11 protein-coding genes are annotated in these 18,517 nt (G+C 62.6%); 6 read left to right on the forward strand and 5 right to left on the reverse strand.

Annotated features, from left to right (window positions below; translation table 11 throughout):
* Positions 1–2 precede the first annotated feature (2 nt).
* The 3 genes from KW842_RS03665 to KW842_RS03675 all read right to left on the reverse strand — a co-directional run bounded on the left by KW842_RS03665 (position 3) and on the right by KW842_RS03675 (position 4,386).
* Positions 3–2,330: a GH92 family glycosyl hydrolase gene (locus tag KW842_RS03665; RefSeq protein WP_218302707.1), complete on the reverse strand. Its 2,328-nt coding sequence runs from the start codon at positions 2,328–2,330 to the stop codon at positions 3–5.
* Between the two features lie 113 nt (positions 2,331–2,443).
* Positions 2,444–3,664 (reverse strand): cyanophycinase, encoded by a 1,221-nt coding sequence (locus KW842_RS03670; RefSeq protein WP_229223464.1) that lies wholly within the window; start codon positions 3,662–3,664, stop codon positions 2,444–2,446.
* 32 nt (positions 3,665–3,696) lie between these two features.
* Complete coding sequence (locus KW842_RS03675; protein WP_218302708.1) at positions 3,697–4,386, reverse strand: transcriptional regulator; 690 nt, start codon at positions 4,384–4,386, stop codon at positions 3,697–3,699.
* An 80-nt stretch (positions 4,387–4,466) separates the two neighbouring features.
* Between KW842_RS03675 and KW842_RS03680 the strand changes: the two genes are divergently transcribed.
* The 6 genes from KW842_RS03680 (at position 4,467) to KW842_RS03705 (ending at position 12,342) form a co-directional block, all read left to right on the forward strand.
* A complete protein-coding gene (locus KW842_RS03680) occupies positions 4,467–4,907 on the forward strand; it encodes a RidA family protein (RefSeq protein WP_218302709.1) in 441 nt (146 codons plus the stop codon).
* 9 nt (positions 4,908–4,916) lie between these two features.
* Positions 4,917–6,050, forward strand: a complete 1,134-nt coding sequence (locus tag KW842_RS03685; protein ID WP_218302710.1) for a dipeptidase — start codon at positions 4,917–4,919, stop codon at positions 6,048–6,050.
* Positions 6,047–7,387: an amidohydrolase family protein gene (locus KW842_RS03690; protein WP_218302711.1), complete on the forward strand. Its 1,341-nt coding sequence runs from the start codon at positions 6,047–6,049 to the stop codon at positions 7,385–7,387. Before KW842_RS03685 ends, KW842_RS03690 begins: the two co-directional genes overlap by 4 nt.
* A gap of 43 nt (positions 7,388–7,430) precedes the next feature.
* A complete protein-coding gene (locus KW842_RS03695; protein ID WP_218302712.1) occupies positions 7,431–8,780 on the forward strand; it encodes an amino acid permease in 1,350 nt (449 codons plus the stop codon).
* A 2-nt stretch (positions 8,781–8,782) separates the two neighbouring features.
* Complete coding sequence (locus KW842_RS03700; protein ID WP_218302713.1) at positions 8,783–11,767, forward strand: sensor histidine kinase; 2,985 nt, start codon at positions 8,783–8,785, stop codon at positions 11,765–11,767.
* A 68-nt stretch (positions 11,768–11,835) separates the two neighbouring features.
* The gene (locus KW842_RS03705) at positions 11,836–12,342 is read left to right on the forward strand and encodes a TspO/MBR family protein (RefSeq protein ID WP_218302714.1); all 507 of its coding nucleotides are present in this window, start codon (positions 11,836–11,838) and stop codon (positions 12,340–12,342) included.
* Positions 12,343–12,513: 171 nt separating this feature from the next.
* Here KW842_RS03705 and KW842_RS03710 read toward each other — a convergent pair whose 3' ends face one another.
* Entirely contained in the window at positions 12,514–15,843 is a 3,330-nt protein-coding gene (locus KW842_RS03710; protein ID WP_218302715.1) for a DUF6250 domain-containing protein, read from the reverse strand.
* Between the two features lie 12 nt (positions 15,844–15,855).
* A complete protein-coding gene (locus KW842_RS03715) occupies positions 15,856–18,447 on the reverse strand; it encodes a TonB-dependent receptor (RefSeq protein ID WP_218302716.1) in 2,592 nt (863 codons plus the stop codon).
* Positions 18,448–18,517 lie beyond the last annotated feature (70 nt).

Below are 18,517 nucleotides of genomic sequence, written 5' to 3' on the forward strand. Positions count from 1 at the left end.
GCCTAGTACGCTGTCTGGGTATAAGGACGAACATTAAGCGCCTTGCCCCATTCCTTGTTCGGCTCTTTGGCCATGGTGAACACCAGTTCACCGCCGGCGGTGATCTGCTCGTGGCGCAGGAAGGTTTGCGCCAGCGGCTTGCCGTTCAGCGTAACGCCCGCCACATAGCTGTTTTCCTTACTCAGTCCTGGCGCACGGATCGTGAAGCGCTTGCCGTTCGGCAGATTCAGTACCGCCTTATCCAGGAACGGGCGGCCAATCACATACTCGTTGCTGCCCGGCGCAACCGGATAAAAGCCCAGCGCGGTGAAGGCCAGCCAGGCCGACATCTGTCCCAGATCGTCATTGCCGGACAAGCCTGCCGGCGTCGTGTTGTACTGCGACGCCACCACCTGCGTCAAACGCTGCTGCGTCTTCCACGGCGCACCGGCATAGTTGTACAGATAGGCCACATGGTGCGACGGCTCATTGCCATGCGCGTAGTGGCCTATCAGGCCGGAGATGTCTTCCATGTGCGCATACACATTGTCATCGACCTTGGCGTCAAACACCTGATCGATCTTGCTCTGCAAGCCCGCATCGCCACCCAGCATCTTAATCAAGCCAGCATTATCGTGTGGCATATACCAGGAATACTGCCACGCACTGCCTTCGGTATAGTCGCTGCCGAAGTTAGAGCGCACCGGATCGAAAGGTTCGCGGAAAGTACCATCCGATTTCTTCGCCCGCAGGAAGCCGGTCTTGACATCGAACGAGTTACGGTAATTCTGCGCGCGCTGATAATAGCGGGCGGCGATATCCTTCTTGCCCATCTTCTCCGCCATGCGGGCGATGGTCCAGTCGTCAAACGCATACTCCACTGTCTTGGACGCCGCTTCCGGCTCCAGATCGATCGGCACATAGCCCAGCTTCATATAGTGCTGCAAGCCGCCATACGGTCCGTACTCCGCGCTGCTGGTCATGGCCTTCAGCGCCTCTTCCGCATCAAAGCCTTTCAGGCCTTTCATGTACGCGTCGGCGATCACCGGCACCGCGTGATAGCCGATCATGCACCAGGTCTCTTGTCCATGGAACTGCCACACAGGCAGAATGCCATAAGGACTGTGCTGCTGCGACGCCACCAGCGAACGGACGAAATCGACATTGCGCTGCTCCGGCTGTATCAGCGTCAGCAAAGGATGCAAGGCACGATAGGTGTCCCACAGCGAGAACGTCGAGTGATAGCGGAAGCCCTTGGCCTGATGCACCTCATTATCCGGACCGCGATAGCGGCCATCGCGGTCCATGAACAGGCCAGGCGCCAGCATGCTGTGATACAGCGCCGTGTACACCATTTTGCGCATCTCCGGCTCAGCCTCGATGGCGACCGCGCCTAGCGCCTCGTTCCAGGCCGCCGACGCTTTGGCGCGCTCGGCGTCGAAGTCCCAGCCCGGCATCTCGGCCAGGTTGGCGATAGCGCCCTCCTCGCTGACGCCGGAGATCGCCACCTTGATCTGCAACAGGCCGTCGGCCGGCACGCCGAAGTCCAGCGCGCCAACCAGCGCCTTGCCTTCTACGACAGCCTTGTCGCCCGGACCACTGCCAGGACCGGCGAAGCCCCTGTACTCGACATCCCGCTCCATATTACGCAGGGAGCGCGACGACAGCGGATGCGAGAACTGAATCGCGAAGTACAGCTGTCGGCCGGGCGCCCAGCCGCGCGTTTCGCGCATGCCGCTGATCAGCGTGTTGTCGCGTACACGCAAGCGCGACCACAGATTCTTGCCGGCGTAGTCGTAAATACTGCTGCGCAGGTCCAGCATCACCTTGGCCTCCGCGCCCTTGGCATAGCGGTAGCGATGCAAGCCGACACGCTCACTGGCGGTCAGCTCCACATTCACTTCGTTATCCGAGAGCTTGACCGAGTAATAGCCCGGCTCCGCACGTTCGTCCTTGTGGCTGAAACGCGAACGGTAACCGCTGAACGGCCGTTCCGGATAGCCCGGCTCCCACTTGGTTTCGCCGCTGTAAGGCATCAGCAGCACGTCGCCCAGGTCGGAGTGGCCGCTGCCGGAAAAGTGCGTATGCGAGAAGCCGAGGATGCTGTCATCGTCGTAACGATAGCCGGAGGCCCAGGGATAGCTTTGGCGGAATGGCCGCACCTGTGTGTCGGGACTGAGCTGCACCATGCCGAATGGCCGCGCCGCGCCAGGGAAGGTGTGGCCGTCGCCGCCGGTGCCGATGAACACATCGACCGCCGCAGCCGGTGTGGTTTGGGCGATGGCAAGCGCCGGGAATGCCAGGGCCAGCGCCAATGCGCCGGCCGGGAGGAAGAGTTTAGCCGCGTTCATTTACCACTCGCTGAAAAGACGATCCGACTTTATAGCGCGTGCCCTGTACGCGGTCAATTCAAAGAACAAATAAGGGCCGCAGTTTAGTAATGGCGCTAAACAATGGCCGGCAATCATTGATACCAGGGACGGGTGATCTTCAGCGGCCGCACGTCCATGCGCAGGTTGAGGATGGTATAGGCGTCTGCCGTTGCGGATTCGTAGCCAACGCTTTCCTTATCGCGGGTCAGCTTGAATTCAAAGCCCAGGTCCTCGCGTGGATCACCCGGCGCCGCAGTGGCAATGCCGATCGCCTCGCTGCGCGCGTTGTTGATCAGTTTTTCCATCATCACCAGTACCGTGTTGTGGCCCAGGATATCGGCCGAATACACTTGCTCATTCAGGAAGGGCTGGGCCGGATCAAGCTTGCCGCCCGCCTTGTCGGCCGACGGCGTGTACTGGCGGGTCAGCAGATTGTAGCGGTCGCCGCGATCCAGATAGCTGATACGCGCGTTCGACAAGTTGAAGTCTTTCTCCTTGCCGTTGGTGGTGGCCAGCGCCAGGTCCAGCAGCAACGCGCCCTGGTAGCCGACCACTTCCACCTCGTGCTTGCCATTCAGGATGACTGCCGTGTTCTCGTCGATGCCCAGGCCTTGTTTGTAGCCTTTCTTCAGCATCGCCGGCAGCATGCGGGCGAAGCGGCCGCGCGCCAGCAGGTGCTGGTCAACGAACAGGTCCTTGCCGACGAAGCCGAGGCCCGGCGCCAGCTCCTGGCCGTCATTGACGCCGACGCTCAGCGTGCCCAGCACCGTCTTGGCCTCGTAATACATGGTGCTGCTCATGATGGCCGCACCGGCGCTGCTGCCGCCGATCACGCCGCCCTTCTGGTAGACATCCCAGATCGCCTGCAGCACGGCGGTGCGCGAGCCGTCCGGGCGCACCAGCGCCTTGGTGATCAAGCCTTGATCGCCGCCGGCGAAGTAGACGCCGCCCGCCTCGCGGATGGACTGGGCCAAGGTTTCGTCTTCCGCATCCCGCGCATAGTCGCGGTCCTTGAAGCGCACCGCCACCGGCACCGCAAACGCCGACGCGCCGTATTTATTCAACGTGGCGACCAGGCTGGTGCCCGAGCGCAGCGGATTGCCTGCGGCGCTAGGCATGACCGCGATGCGCGCCCCTTTGCCACCCGCCAGTTCAATCAGCTTGCCCCACACTTCCGCATTGTCAGCACGGACCGCGCCTCCCGCGATCAGCAAATGTCCCTTGGGCGGGGCTTCTGCCGCATGCGATACCAGCACCACCAACGACACCAACGATACGCACACCATGCGCAAAGCTTTTGCAAAACTCGTCATACGATATCCCTGTCCTTTAATAAGGGCCCCGCTCAATCGCGGCGGCGCAACTGCTCCATGTAATTATAAATGGTGTAGCGCGATACCCGCAGCGCTGCAGCGGCGCGCTCCACGCCGCCCTTGACGATGAACAGGCCGCGCCGCTGCATGGCGCCCACCGCCTCGATCTTATCCTCGCGGCGCATGGCGTCGGTGCTGCCGCCGGGACCAACGGCTTCGCTGATAATCTCCTGCATCAGTGCGTCCATCTGCGATTCGGCGGGAGGCAAGGGCTGCGGCGCGGCCTGCACCATGGGCTTTAGCATCTGCGACAGCCAGCCATGCGCGGCCTGGAATCCCGACAGGTCGGCATTCAGGCACAGCGTGGCAAACGGCTCGCCACTGGCGTCACGGAAGATGGCGGAAGCGGAGCGCAGTTCGCGGCCATCCGCCGTCACGGTCATATAGTCTTCCACCAGGCTATGCTGCGCGCCCTCTTTGGACTTGATGCGCGTAGCGGCTGCAAAGCCTTTGTCGTTCTGCGGCCCTTCCAGTACCGAACTGCCCACGCTGCGCCCGGAGATATGGCCGTTCGCGATTGCGATAACCGAGCTCTCCGGCTTGCTGACATCGTGCAGTACCACCTCCAGGTGCGGCCCTGCCATCGAGGCCAGCATCGGCACCACCGGCCGCAAGGCATTGATGACGGCCGCGCGCTCGGCGGCCAATGAAACAGCTTTCATCTCAAATTCCAACAGTTTGTTGATTAACCACCCTATTTTAAACATTCTGTTTATACTTTGTGGCATTCAAGGAGAAAGCCATGAAATTCAGACACCTCGCGGCGGCTGCGCTGCTGGCCTGTGCCGGCGGCGCCCAAGCTGCCGACGCGCAGTTCTACAACCAGGGCAACCCACCTGGCCGGCCGTTCTCGCTGGCGGTGCGCGCCGGCGACTTTATCTTCGTTTCCGGCCAACTGGGCACCGACGACAAAGGGCTGGTGCCGGGCGGCTTTGCAGCGCAATCACGCAAGGCGATGGATAACGTGGCCGACATCCTGAACGGCATGGGCCTGGGCATGGAGCATGTTGTCAAATGCACCATCATGATTGCGGACATGAGCAAGTGGGCGGACTTCAACCAGGTGTACGCCGGCTACTTCAAGCCCGGCCGCCTGCCCGCGCGCAGCGCGCTGGGGGCCAACGGGCTGGCGCTGGGCGGCGAGGTCGAAGTGGAATGCATGGCGTATGCGCCAGTCAAATAAGGAGCACCGATGACGGACCGTCGTATTTTCCTGCATGGCGCAGCGGCTGCCGGACTGGCCTCGCTGGGCATGCCTGCAATCGCAGCGCCCAAGCTGCGCCCGCTCATCATCGACGCGCTGGGCGGCATTGACAACACCAACCTGCCAGCCACGCGCCGCGAGGATGCCGCCAGCGACTATGGCATCGATGCGCGTTCGATGGCCGATGCCAAAGCCTCCGGCCTGAGCGCCTTCAATATGACCATCGGCTACGTGTTTGGCTCAGGCGATCCGTATGAAAAAAGCGTGGCCGATGTGCGCGCATGGAACGCCTTCATCCAGAAGAAATCCGCCGATCTGCTGCTGGTGCGCAGCGCCGGCGATATCCGGCGCGCCCATGCGGAACGCCGCATCGGCGTGATTCTCGGCTTCCAGAACGCCGCCATGATGGGTAAGGACGCACGCCGCGTGGAAGTTTTCGCCAAGGGCGGCGTGCGGGTGATTCAGCTGACCTACAACGGCCCGAACCAGCTGGGTGATGGCGCCATGGTCCCGACCAACCGGGGCCTGACGCCGTTCGGCCATGATGTCGTCGCCGAATTGAACCGCAACCGCATCCTGGTGGACCTGAGCCACAGCGGCGAGCAAATCTGCCTGGATGCCAGCGACGCGTCGAAGTCGCCAATCATCATCAGCCACACCGGTTGCCGCGCCGTTGCCGACCTGCCGCGCAACAAGACCGACAAGGAACTGCGCATGGTGGCGGAGAAAGGCGGTTTTGTCGGTATCTACTTCATGCCCTTCCTCGCGATCGGCAGGCAGCCGCTGGCGGCGGACCTGATCGCCCACATCGAACACGCCATCCATGTTTGCGGCGAGGACCACGTGGGCATTGGCACCGACGGCAGCGTGCCGCAGATCGATAATATGGCCGCCTACCTGACAGGACTGGAAGATGAAGTGCGCCAGCGCCGTGCCGCCGGCATCAGCGCGCCCGGCGAGCGGCCCGACATTGTGCCCTTCCTGCCCGACCTGATGGGCAGGAACAAATTCCTGAAACTGGCTGACCTGCTGGCCAAGCGTGGCCACAGCAGCAGCCGTATTGAAAAAATCCTCGGCACGAATTTCCTGCGCGTTGCCGATAGCGTCTGGAGCCATGCATGATATTGAAGTCCGCCGTGACCGTCCTGTCCCTCGCCACCGCCTTTGGTGCTGGCGCCGCCAATGTCCAGCAGGAGCGGCTCGACAAGCTGAATGGCAAGGCGCTGGGCCGCGTCATCTATCGCGGTGCCACGCTGATCGACGGCACCAGCGCCGCGCCGCGCACCGATATGGCGATCATCGTCAAGGATGACCGCATCGAAGCCGTGCTGCCCGCCGCCCAGCTGACCGAACAGCAGCGCAGCGGCGCGCGCCTGGTCGACACAGCCGGCCAGTATGTGCTGCCTGGACTGATCGACTCGCACGTCCACTACGCCACCAACCCGGACCGCCCCTACGCCGAGGCTGAGCTGAAGCGCAACCTCTACGGCGGCGTCACCGGCGTACGCGACATGGCTGGCGACGCCCGCGAGCTGGCCGGCCTGTCGCGCGACGCCCTGCTGAACCGCATCCCTTCTCCGGATATCTATTACGCCTCGCTGGTTGCCGGCCCAAGCTTCTTCAACGATCCGCGCACCGTGGTTGCGGCACTCGGCGCGCAGCCGGGCAGCACCCCCTGGCTCTATGCCGTTGACGACAAGACCAGTTTACCGCTGGCAGTGGCGCAGGCGCGCGGCACCGGCGCCACCGGCATGAAAATTTACGCCAATCTGCCCGGCACGCTGGTGCGCAAGCTGATCGCGGAGTCGAAGCAGCAGAAATTCCCGGTCTGGACGCACATGCAGGTCTACCCTGCCTCGCCCTACGATTCATTGGGCGCCACCGCCGTCTCGCACGTCTGCATGATTGCACGCCATGTGCGCGAAACGGGCAAGTCCGCCTACGGCCACGCCAACGAGCCGTCCTATGCGGGGCTGACCGCCGAAGATCCGGAAATCAAAAAGTATATCGCCGCGCTGGCGAAATCCGGCACCATCATGGACGCTACCCTCAGCGTCTACAAAACCGAAGGCCCGCGCTGCCACATCACGCTGGCTGGCGACATCACCCGCGCCATGCACAAGGCCGGCGTCAAGATCATTGCCGGCACCGATACCGACAACACCGGCGAAGACCCGTTCCCGGTGCTGGACCACGAACTGGAAAAGCTGGTCAGGTACGCCGGCTTCACCCCGCAGCAGGCGATCATCGCCGCCACCGCCAACGCGGCCGAGGCGCTGGGCAAGCAGAAGGAGTTCGGCACGCTGGAAGCGGGCAAGCAAGCCAATATGGTATTCCTCCAGCATGACCCGCTGCAGGACATCGGCAACGTGCGTTCTGTTGTATTGACGGTCAAGCGCGGCCACGAGTTCGCACGCGCCGACTACAAGTTCACGCCCCTGCCTGTGCACGAAGACTGAGTTGTGCGAGAATTAATTTTTATAATCTTGCACAGGAAAGCAGATGAGCGAACTTAAGCGGGGCCTGAAAAGCCGGCACATTCAGTTGATCGCGCTGGGCGGCGCCATCGGCACCGGCCTGTTTCTGGGCATCGCGCAGACGATCCAGATGGCCGGTCCGTCGGTGCTGCTCGGCTACGGCGTGGCCGGCCTGATCGCGTTCTTCATCATGCGCCAGCTGGGTGAGATGGTGGTGGATGAGCCGGTCGCCGGCTCCTTCAGCTACTTCGCTGACAAGTACTGCGGCCATTGGGCCGGCTTCATGGCGGGCTGGAACTACTGGGTGCTGTATGTGCTGGTCAGCATGGCCGAATTGTCGGCGGTCGGCATCTACATCCAGTACTGGTGGCCGGCGGTGCCGGCCTGGGTGTCGGCGCTGGCCTTCTTCGTCATCATCAACGCCATCAGCCTGTTTAATGTGAAGGCCTTCGGCGAAATGGAATTCTGGTTCGCCATTATCAAGGTGCTGGCCATCATCGGCATGATCCTGTTCGGCGCCTACCTGCTGATTTCCGGCGACGCCGGTCCGCAGGCGACTGTGGCCAATCTGTGGCAGCACGGCGGCTTCTTCCCGAATGGCGTCGGCGGACTGGTGATGGCGATGGCCGTCATCATGTTCTCATTCGGCGGCCTGGAGCTGATCGGCATCACCGCAGCGGAAGCAGAGAATCCGTCCCACACCATCCCCAAGGCCACCAACCAGGCCATTTACCGCATCCTGATCTTTTATATCGGTGCGCTGGCGATTCTGCTGTCGCTGTATCCATGGCAGAAAGTGGTCACCAGCGGCAGCCCGTTTGTGCTGATTTTCCACGCCCTGAACAGCAACCTGGTGGCGCATGTGCTGAACGTGGTGGTGCTGACTGCCGCGCTGTCGGTCTATAACAGCGGGGTGTACGCCAACACCCGCATGCTGTATGGCCTGGCGAAGCAAGGCAACGCACCGAGGTCGCTGCTGACGGTGAACGCACGCGGCGTGCCGCTGACCGCGCTCGCCATATCGGCCGTGGCCACCGGTGCTTGCGTCGCGGTCAATTACTTCATGCCCGCCAAGGCCTTCGGCTTCCTGATGGGGCTCGTGGTGTCGGCGCTGATTATCAACTGGGGCCTGATCAGCTGGATACACCTGCGCTTCCGCGCGCAGAAGAAAGCGGCTGGCCAGGTAACGCAATTCCGCAGCCTGGGCTACCCCTTAACCAACTATCTGTGTCTGGCCTTCCTCGCCGCGATCCTGGTGGTGATGTACCTGACGCCCGACCTGCAATTGTCCGTCTATCTGATCCCGGTGTGGCTGGCGATACTGGCGATCGGTTACAAGACAGGCCGCACTACGCCACCAGCCCAGGAACGGTGACGATGCGCCGCCTGCTGGCCGTATTGCTGCCTTTGCTGCTGACGCCCACGGTGGCGTCAGCATTGAATCCAGCCATGACGCTGCAGGACTACCATCACACTTCGTGGACTGCCAAGGATGGCGCGCCCACCAACGTAGAGAGCATGGCGCAAACCAGCGATGGCTGGCTGTGGCTGGCCTCGAAATCGGGCTTGCATCGTTTTGACGGTGTACGCTTTGAACGCTATGAACTGCCAGGCGCCGCCAATCCGATACGCCGGCGGCCGTCAGCGCTGCGGGCGCTGCCCAACGGCGACTTGCTGATGTCGTTTTTCATGGGCGGCGGTCTGTCGGTCCTGCATCCCGACGGTTCCATGGAGGACCTTGCCGAACCTGGCAAGGAAGTCGCTCCTTTCAACGGCCTTACCTACGACGACAATGGCGAAATCTGGCTATCCAATATCCGCGGCATACAGCGGCGCATAGGCGGCAAATGGCAAACCCTGGACGCAGCGCACGGCCTGCCGCGCGGCCAAATGGAAGACATCAAGCTGGATCGCCACGGTCAGCTATGGGCGCTCAGTACCAGCGCGGCCTACCTGTACGACCGCGCTAGCGACAAATTCGAAAAATTCCGTGGACTGCCAGATATTTCGACACTGATCTCGTCTCCGGATGGACGCATGTGGATCTCCAACAGCCACGGCGCGCAAGCCTTGCCCATACCGCCCGGCAGCGTGCCTCGCCTCCCGCGCAAGATCGATATCTATTCCGACTGGAGTGCCCAGTTTGATCGGGATGGCAATCTGTGGGCGTTAAAGTGCCCGACCGCGCTGTGCCTGGTCCCGCATGCGGGGAGCTTGGGCAACACCATCAGCCCTGCCGCCGCAAGCTCGCGCATGGATCAGCAATGGCAGATGTCATCGCTGAACCTGACGGCCATATTGGAAGATCGCGAAGGCAATATCTGGATCGCCACCAAAGCAGGACTGGAGCGCTTTCGGGATATCAAACTGGCGGCCGTGGCTATTCCGTCGCCACGCAGCGTCTTCAGTCTGAGCAAGGATGGCGACGGCCAGATATGGGCTGTGGACGGCGATGGCGGTGCCTGGAAGCTGACGGCCGGCAAGGCGCCGGTTGTGGACCGCACGCAGCACTACGTCACATCCGCGATTGACCGCAATGGCGACTTGTTGCTGGCGACGCCCACCGAGATTGTGCGGCGCGGCCGCGATGGCGTCGAGAGCATTCCGCTGCCCTTGCCCCCCGGCTCCGACGGCAAGCCGCATCCGATCAAGGTATGGGGCATTCAGGACGATGGCAAAGTGCTGTGGATGGCCTCGCCGCAGACCGGCTTGATGGGCTGGGTCGATGGCGCCTGGCGACCCAGGTCCAAATTCAAGCTACCGCCCGGCTTTGTGCTGGGCACACCCGATCGGCCCGGCGAATCATGGATCGCCTCCGCCGATGGCGCCATCACACTGAGCTCCGGGCAACGGCAACTGCCCTACAAGGCCGCGACGATAGGCCTCCCTACCGGCATGTTCGTCGGCGAGCAGATTATCGCAGCCGGCGACCAAGGGGTGGCCGTGTTCACCGGCCAGCGCTTTCACCCGCTGAGCGCGCAAGATCCAGACGTGCTGCGCAATGTATCCGGCCTGGCTGTCACCAGCAATGGCGACCGCTGGCTGAATGGCGGCAAGGGGCTGCTGCATGTGCGCAAGCAGGACTGGCTGGCCAGCATGGCGCGGCCAACGCTGCCGCTACGCTATCAGCTGATGTCGGTGCACGATGGCTATCGTGGTGAAGCCGTGGTGGAAAACCGCTTGCCCAGCATGCTGGTGGATCGCGATGACCGGCTGTGGTTTGCCGGTACCGGCGGCATCATGCAACTGGACACGCGCAACATTCTGCGCAATCCAGTGGCGCCGGTGCCCACGGTAACCGGCATCGCCACACTGGACGGCAAGCAGTACAACGCCAGCGGCAAGCTGCAACTGCCAGCCGGCGCCCGTAGCTTTAACATCCATTACACAGCGCCCAGCCTGCGGCAGCCGGAAGCGATACGTTTCCAATATCGGCTGTCGGGCATAGACGGGGATTGGCGGGAGGCTACGCCACGCCGCACCGCCTACTACACCGACATCCCACCGGGCAGCTATCAGTTCCAGGTGCGCGCGGCCAATGAAGACGGCCTATGGAGCGCGCAGCCTGCCAACGTCACGTTCGAGATACCGCCGACGATCCCGCAGACCTGGTGGTTCAAGGCATTGTGTGTACTGGCCGCCACCGCTACGCTTTATCTGCTGTACTGGTATCGCCTCAGGATAGTCACGCGGCGCCTGGAAGAGCGCATGGAAGTCCGGCTGGCCGAACGCGAACGCATCGCGCGCACGCTGCACGACACCTTTTTGCAGAGTGTGCAGGGCGTGGTGCTGCGGCTGGACGCGGCAGTGGACACGCTGCCCGATGACAGCGCGGCGCGCAAGTCGCTGACCCATATTCTGCACAGCGCGCGCGACAGCATCAGCGAAGGCCGAGCCCAGGTTCACGAGCTGCGCACCACCGATGTCGATGATGTGGAAATTAGCCTGCGCGACATCGCCCCGCTGCTTGCCGCCAGCTATCCCGGCGCCGCGTTCTCGCTGACGGTCAGCGGCAAGCGTATTCCACTGTGTACCGGCGTGGTCGAAGACATCTGTGAAATCGGCCGCGAGGCAGTGCGCAACGCCTTCCAGCACGCCCACGCCAGCAGCATCGAGGTGCTGCTGGATTATCAGGAGCAGCAGTTCACACTCCGCGTGCGCGACGACGGCACAGGTATGTCACCCGCCCCGGCCACAGGTCACTGGGGCCTGGTCGGCATGCGCGAACGTGCCGCCCGTATTGGCGCGGCGCTGGAGATCAGCAGTGAACAGTCCATCGGCTGTGGTGTTACTGTGACCTTGTCGGCGCGCCGCGCCTATGCCGGCAGACGCCCTCCGTGGTGGTCCCGCCTGTTAGGTTGACTGCCGCACAGACCGCATGCGCGCCAGCGGCGACCATGGGGCCCACCAAAGCTCAAGAGGATTGCGCCATGCCGACCCACGCGACTGCCCCGCACCGACCGTTGCGCTTGCCCGCCTTGGCCGGCTGGCTGGTGCTGACGTTTGTCTTCGCCGCCATCGGCGCCCTCGCCTCCTCGCAAGCCGCCGAGTTTTATCAGCAGCTCGACCAGCCATCCTGGGCGCCGCCGCCCTGGCTGTTCGGTCCCGCATGGAGCACGCTGTATCTGTTGATGGCCATCGCCGCGTGGCGCGTGCAGCGCGCTGCGCCACCCGGCGGCGCACGGCCGGCGCTGGCGCTGTACACCGTCCAGCTGGCGCTGAACGCGCTGTGGACCTGGCTGTTCTTCGGCTGGCGCCTGGGCGGCGCAGCCTTTGTCGAAATACTATTGTTGTGGTTATTGATCGCCGCCACGCTGCGTGCTTTCTGGCGCCGCGACCGGGTGGCCGGACTGTTGTTAGTTCCCTACATCGGCTGGGTCAGTTTTGCGACCTGTCTCTGCTACAGCATCTGGCAGCGGAATCCCAACGTGCTCTGAATGTGAGTTTTTTAAGCTGCGATAGTCTGGAACGCGTGGAAGACTTGCGCGGCTCGCAAGGCACGCTTTAGGGCCGCAGCTCCGAAGCGCAGACCGCGCACATCACCGTCATCTTCATCTCAGGCCTGGCGCGGCCTGAGTACGAAGCGACAGGCCTAAAAATGGCGCCGCCTAGCCCAGCCGACGCACCACGAAGTCTTTCACCGTCTGCCGCGACTGCGTGGTGCGGAATCCAAAGTAGCCGCCCCCCAGCAACGGGCCTGGGGCGTCGAAATACACTTTATCGTCAACGGACAGCCGCGTGCCGCGCGCATCCACCACGATACGGATGCGATATGGGTGGCCCGCCTTCAGCAAATACTCCGGCGCCGTGTATTCCCGCAGCAGATTGCGCGCACCACTGCCATCGTAGTAGCGGAAACGTGTGGTGCTATTGGTATTGCCGCCTATGCCAGCATAGAACAGCTTAAGCTGGTCATACTCCTCCAGCTTGCCGGACAACTTGAAGCCTGGCGGCAGCTGCGCTTCCCAGAAGAAGTTCAGGTCGGACTGCCGTGCGTCCGCCAGCACCGTGCGTGTGAAACTGATCTCATAGTGGCCCAGCAGTTGCTGGCGCAGCCAGACCGTCAACCCGCGATCCGCCTTCAGCACCATTGCGCCGCGTTCGACATACGCTGCCGCTGCAGCGTTGCCAGCCTCCGCTTCCACCGCCCAAGCCTGCGGGTCGAAGCGCTTGAAATCATCGCGCACCAGCACGTTATCGCTTGCTTGCGCGTCGAGCGCGAGCAAGCCGATCGCACCCAATCCCCATTGGGCGACAGCATTGGTGGACAACGATGCTGCTTCCTCCACCTCGTTCAGCACCAGCGGCGGCTTCACTCTGCGCGAGACAAGATCCTTGTCTTTCAGGCCAGCGCGTCGCTCGTAGAACTGCGCCCACGCACGCTTCAGCGTCGCGCCGTCCCGCCGCTGAACTGCGGCGTATGCCAGCAGGCGCGCATGGCCCTGGCCGAGATTCAGCTTGCCCAGGTCTTGTCCCAGTTCGGCCTTCTGCTCATCCGCACTGGCGTTGTACAGGCGGCAGTAACGCAGCCACGCATCGCGGAACGCCGGCTGCGGCACGGTGCGTATCAATTCGCTGGCGATTTCCGGCAGCCCGAATACGGCGCTCAGATGCGAGACGCTGATCTTGGCCTTCGGATCGGCCAGGTAGGCGCCGCTGCGCAGATCCATCATGCCGCCGCCAGCCAGGAAGCCCAGTGGCTGAGCAGCGATGCTGGCCATGCTGTTCAACAGTTTGTCGCGGTATTCTGGTTTTCCGGTGCGCTCCCATTCGGTGAACCAGGCGGCCGCCACCGCGCCCCAATCCGTGCCAAAGGCCACACTGGCATGCGTATCCGGTTCTTGCTCCGGCGCTTTTTGGCCGATCTTGCGGCCGGGGATAACGGTACGCAGCCGATCGACCGCGTTGACCTGTTCGCGCAGCAGCTCGCCCACGCGTTCATCCGCGCTCAGGTAATAAAAGAAGCGCCGGTTGATGGCGGTCGAAACGCGCAACTGCTTGGCGCTGTCGCTCCAGTGCTGCACGCCATGCCGTGTGCCGAGCGGACTGTATGGGCCGATGTGATGCACATCGACTTCGCCTGTGTGGCGCGTCATCGCCTCAGCCACGCGATACGCATCGGCACGGCCGCTATGCAGGAAGTAATGCCACAGCCAGATTTCCGTGCTGAGTTCCGAGTTATCCCAAGCGAAACCGCCGACATCATAGCGCCAGACGTGGCGCTGGCTGTCGTAGGTGTGCATCACATCGCCATAGTCCCAGAAGCCGTACCAGCGCCTGTCTTCGATCTGTTGGCGATAAAAGTCGAATGCCCATGCCAGCTGTGTATCCAGCCTGGCAGGCTTCTGCGTGGCAGGATGCCAGTATTCGCTGAACACGCCAGCGGCATGCAGACGCGCAGGTGCGACCGTCAGCTGCGGCGGCGATTGAATGCGCTCGCTGATGGACACCAGTTGTTGATGCGTCGGCGTCGCTGGCAACAGCTGCAACTCCAGCTCGCTGGTGCGCGCCACGCCGTATGGCGTTCCAAAGCCGGGTTCATAATCTTCGTAGGTGATATCGAGTGCGTCGCGCTGTCTGGCATGGTCCGTCTGTCCCATGCCATCGTGATAGAAGCGCAGATCCATCGCCTCCGCTTTCGGCGCCCAGAGCCACAGCGTGACGGTCGCAAGGCTGGTTTCAGCGGCCTGGATGTCGATCTGGCCAGGATAGCTTTGCCAGAAATTGCGGATGCCGAAGGCGACGCCACCGCCGGGCGTGCCAAGATAGCCAGTGCCCGCAGCGCGATTGCCGCTGCCCGCGTGTATCCAGCCGTGGCCAACGCTGGTGCGCTTGCTGATGCTATAGCCATCCGGATGCGATTGCAGCAGCGTATAGCTGCCGAACGCAGGCACGTACCGCAGGTTTTTGCTGACATTGGCAGGCATGGCGCCAGCCGCCACTGCTTGTCCCTGCAACTGCGCCTCCGCCGCTGCACCCGCATCACGCCGCAGACCGGTGAGGCCTTGCACCGCTTCCGCGAACACGCCGCCGTTGGCGCCGACGAAGCGGATATAGCGATCATGCAGCGGCGTATCGAGCAGTACATCGAAGCGCAAGCCGACACCACGAATGAAGGACTGCTGCGGGTCGGCGTCGTACACCAGCGTATGCACCACACGGATGGCGTCCGAGTTTTTGTAGAAGTACAGCCGCACGGTGAACGGCAGCAGCTTGCTGCCATCGCTATGCCGATGCGCACCATTGACGCGCACCACCGCACGCTGCGGACCGTTCTGTTCCAGCGTGACCGATGCAATCACGCCATCAAAGGCGCGACGCCCGGCGCTTGCGCGTTCATCATCCGCCGCGCCATCCACCAGCAGCACCAGCCGCCCATCGCGCAGCAACTGCCGCCCCGCTCGCTGAACGGCGCTGAGCAGTACGGCGCCACCGCGCGCCACGGTACATTGCAAGGGTCCAGTGTCGATAGCGATGCTGTCCTTGCCTTCGCTTGCCAGCCCTGCGCCAGCGGCTACGCGCAAGGCACTACCGGACGCGTCCAGCAAGGGATGCAGTGTGCCGCCGATGCCTGGGGCGGCGCCATCGGCGTCCGGCGGCAAGGCGTGAGCGGACCATTTGAGCGTACCGTCCGGCCAATAGGCCAGCGGCCATGACTGCACCGCGCCACCTCCAGGGCCCAGCGCAAACGCCGCATCGCCGGGAACACGGCCCTGCGGCCAAGGTACACCCCAAGTGGTTCCCTTGAAGCTGGAAGGTGCACCTTCGAGCCAGTGCAGTGTCGTTTCACCGGACGACTGATACGGCGCCGGCTCAGCGCCGGCACCAGCGGCAGCACTTGCAGCAGTGGCTGCGCCACCCTCACCCAATCCAGCCGCACCACCAGTCAGCAGCGCCGCCAGCTTGAAAAACTGGCGACGTTCAAACGATGCACCCATCCAGCCCGCTCCTTAGTATTTATACGACAGCGTCGCGCCGACAGTGCGCGCCTCACCCAGCCATGCCCACACCGAACCGTAATCGCCGTTGCCCACGCGGCGGTAGTATTGCTTGTCGAAGGCATTGTTCACCCATACCGAGGCATTCCACTCGCCGTGATTCAGCTTGCCACCGGTGCCCGCCGAAAACGCCGCCAGACCGTAGCCGTCAACGCGCGTCAAACGCGAGTTATCGACCGTACCATACATCCAGCTGCGATGGGAGTAACGGGCGCTCAAGAAATTGACTAATCCATTCGCGCTGCGCCACGAATAGCGCGTACTCGCGTTCCAGGTCACCCTGGGTGCATTGAATACACGCTCGCCGGTCAGATTGCAGGATGCCGGCGGCTTCGGCGACAAGGTCACCTCGGCGGGGCAGCGCGCATTCTGATAATCGGTATAGCGGGCATCGTTGTAGACACCGCCCAGATTCAGCTGCCAGCCTTTCGCCAGTGTCGCCGCGATGCTGGCTTCCGCGCCACGCGAACGGAAGCTGCCGGCGTTCATCAGGTAGGTTTGTTGATCGTCCGGGTTATAGCCCTGCGTCTGGAAGTCTGTAATCTCGGTCTGGAAAAGATCGGCCTTGAGACTGAGTTTGTTATCCAGCAGTGCGCCTTTGACGCCCAGCTCCACGCTCTTGGTTTTCTCCGGCTTGATAAACAGCGTGTCGTAGCCGGCCGCCTTGGCCGCGCCAGCCGAAATATTCAAGCCGCCCGACTTCTCGCCATACGATCCGGCCAGGTAGCTGCTCCAGGCCTCGTTCAGCTGATGTTTCAACACCAGCGTCCCCGATGGCAGCAGATGGTATTCCTGCAGTTTGCCCGAGTTGAAGGAAGCGCGGTTGTAGCGGATGAAGTAGCCGCCCTTCTCCTGGTAGTTTGCGCGCACGCCAGCTACCAGCTCCCAGTCCGGCGCAACGTGCCAGGTTCCCTGCGCGTAGGGCGACAACATATAGTCATGCACCTGGCCGACACGTATCACATCCAGCCCGTTGTAGCTGGTTGAATCCAGATAGATACCGGCCAGCTTGTTGTTGGTGTAGCGGGTATGCGCCAGCGTATCCAGATGCTCGCCCAGATAGGTCAGGCCGAGCGCGTAGTCAAAGGTTTCGCCAATCGGCGAATCGAGACGAAATTCCTGCGACCAGCTGCGATCAATCACCCGTGTTCCGGTATTGTTATAGACGCCCACACTCAGGCCGTCGGCGACATTCGGATCAGAGCGGAAGTAACGGTAAGAGGTCACGGAACGCAGCTTGTAGCCGTTATCGAAGCGCCAGTTGGCTTCCGCCGATGCACCGCCCTGCTTTACATGGACCGTGTTCTCGTCATCCAGGTCCACATTCGGCCCCAACACCACATGGTTGCCCACCGCAGCCGAGTGCTTGAGGTAGCTGTCTACACCGCTGAATATATTGGTGGACAATAGCACCGGCGTAGGCTCGCTATTGGTGACATTGATATCCGCGCTCAAGCGCAAGCTGAAATAGTCGCCACGCTTGTACAGCAGTTGGCCGCGTGCGCCGGTACTGGTGACGCCAGCCAGCGTATTGCCGTTGCGGACATTGGTCACCGGGCCATCGTTATTGGTGTACACCAGATTTAACCGGCCCGCCCAGCTGTCCGACAAAGCACCCGACAACAAGGCGCGGCCGCGCGTATAGCCGTTCTGGCCGTAGGAGATGCTGGCAGATGCTTCCGGCGTGAAGCTCGGCTCGCGGGTATGGATATTCAGCACACCACCGGTCGCATTCGCGCCGAAAGTCGTACCTTGTGCGCCACTCAATACTTCGGCGTAGGCGATGTCGCCCAGGCCGCTGCTTAGCATGCCCGCGCGCGGCAGGTAGACATTGTCGACATAGATCGCCACGCTGCTAGGCATGCCGATATTCTGGTCGCCGCTGGATTGTCCGCCGCCATCGCCAACACCACGTATGGAGATTTGCGTATCCGACGGATCGGTGGACTGAATCACCAGGCCAGGCACTAGCTGTTGCAAGTCTTCCAGCGTGGTCAGGTTTTGCTCCTCCAGTTCCTCGCCGCTGACACGGTAAGACGATGTCGGCGCGCGCTGAACATCGTCGGCGTCCGGATATGCACCGGGACGCTTGGCACCTTTTACCGTTACGCGCGCCAGCACATCCGGCTCGGCGGCAGTTGCGGCTGCCGTTGCCGCCACTGCCGCGCCACGCAGCGCCACCGGCGTGATCAAAGGCTGCACCGCCGGACGCGCTACCGCCGGCACGATCAACGCCCGGCGAATGGTGAGCGTGCGGCCACCACCGGTACTCACCAGCTCCAGGCCGGTGCCTTCCAGCGCGCGCGTAATCGCTTCAGTCGCGCTGTAGGTGCCGTTAACTGGCGCAGAGCGCACTGCCTCCACCAGTTTAGGATCGTAGGCCAAGGCCACGCCACTTTCTGCCGCAATGCGCAACAGCGTCTTATCCAGCGGCGCGCCGGACAGCTGGTATTGGTGGCGGGTAGCGTCCTGCGCCATAGCGGCTGGCAGGGCGAGTAACTGGGTCACGGCCAGGATGGCCAGGATGTGCTGTGGTTTCTGCAAAACGTGCCTCACGAGGTTATGGCGCCTCGACCGAGGCGCTTCACCATCCATGTGCAGCGAGAATCGAAAA

Source organism: Duganella sp. sic0402 (assembly GCF_019219065.1).
Lineage (GTDB): Bacteria > Pseudomonadota > Gammaproteobacteria > Burkholderiales > Burkholderiaceae_D > Rugamonas.

Bases quoted from the DNA above. Each gene is read 5' to 3' on its own strand.
- KW842_RS03690 (WP_218302711.1), top strand. From the start codon at position 6,047: ATGATATTGAAGTCCGCCGTGACCGTCCTGTCCCTCGCCACCGCCTTT.
- KW842_RS03680 (WP_218302709.1), top strand. From the start codon at position 4,467: ATGAAATTCAGACACCTCGCGGCGGCTGCGCTGCTGGCCTGTGCCGGC.
- KW842_RS03700 (WP_218302713.1), top strand. From the start codon at position 8,783: ATGCGCCGCCTGCTGGCCGTATTGCTGCCTTTGCTGCTGACGCCCACG.
- KW842_RS03710 (WP_218302715.1), bottom strand. From the start codon at position 15,843: ATGGGTGCATCGTTTGAACGTCGCCAGTTTTTCAAGCTGGCGGCGCTG.
- KW842_RS03675 (WP_218302708.1), bottom strand. From the start codon at position 4,386: ATGAAAGCTGTTTCATTGGCCGCCGAGCGCGCGGCCGTCATCAATGCC.
- KW842_RS03705 (WP_218302714.1), top strand. From the start codon at position 11,836: ATGCCGACCCACGCGACTGCCCCGCACCGACCGTTGCGCTTGCCCGCC.
- KW842_RS03670 (WP_229223464.1), bottom strand. From the start codon at position 3,664: ATGACGAGTTTTGCAAAAGCTTTGCGCATGGTGTGCGTATCGTTGGTG.
- KW842_RS03685 (WP_218302710.1), top strand. From the start codon at position 4,917: ATGACGGACCGTCGTATTTTCCTGCATGGCGCAGCGGCTGCCGGACTG.
- KW842_RS03665 (WP_218302707.1), bottom strand. From the start codon at position 2,330: ATGAACGCGGCTAAACTCTTCCTCCCGGCCGGCGCATTGGCGCTGGCC.
- KW842_RS03695 (WP_218302712.1), top strand. From the start codon at position 7,431: ATGAGCGAACTTAAGCGGGGCCTGAAAAGCCGGCACATTCAGTTGATC.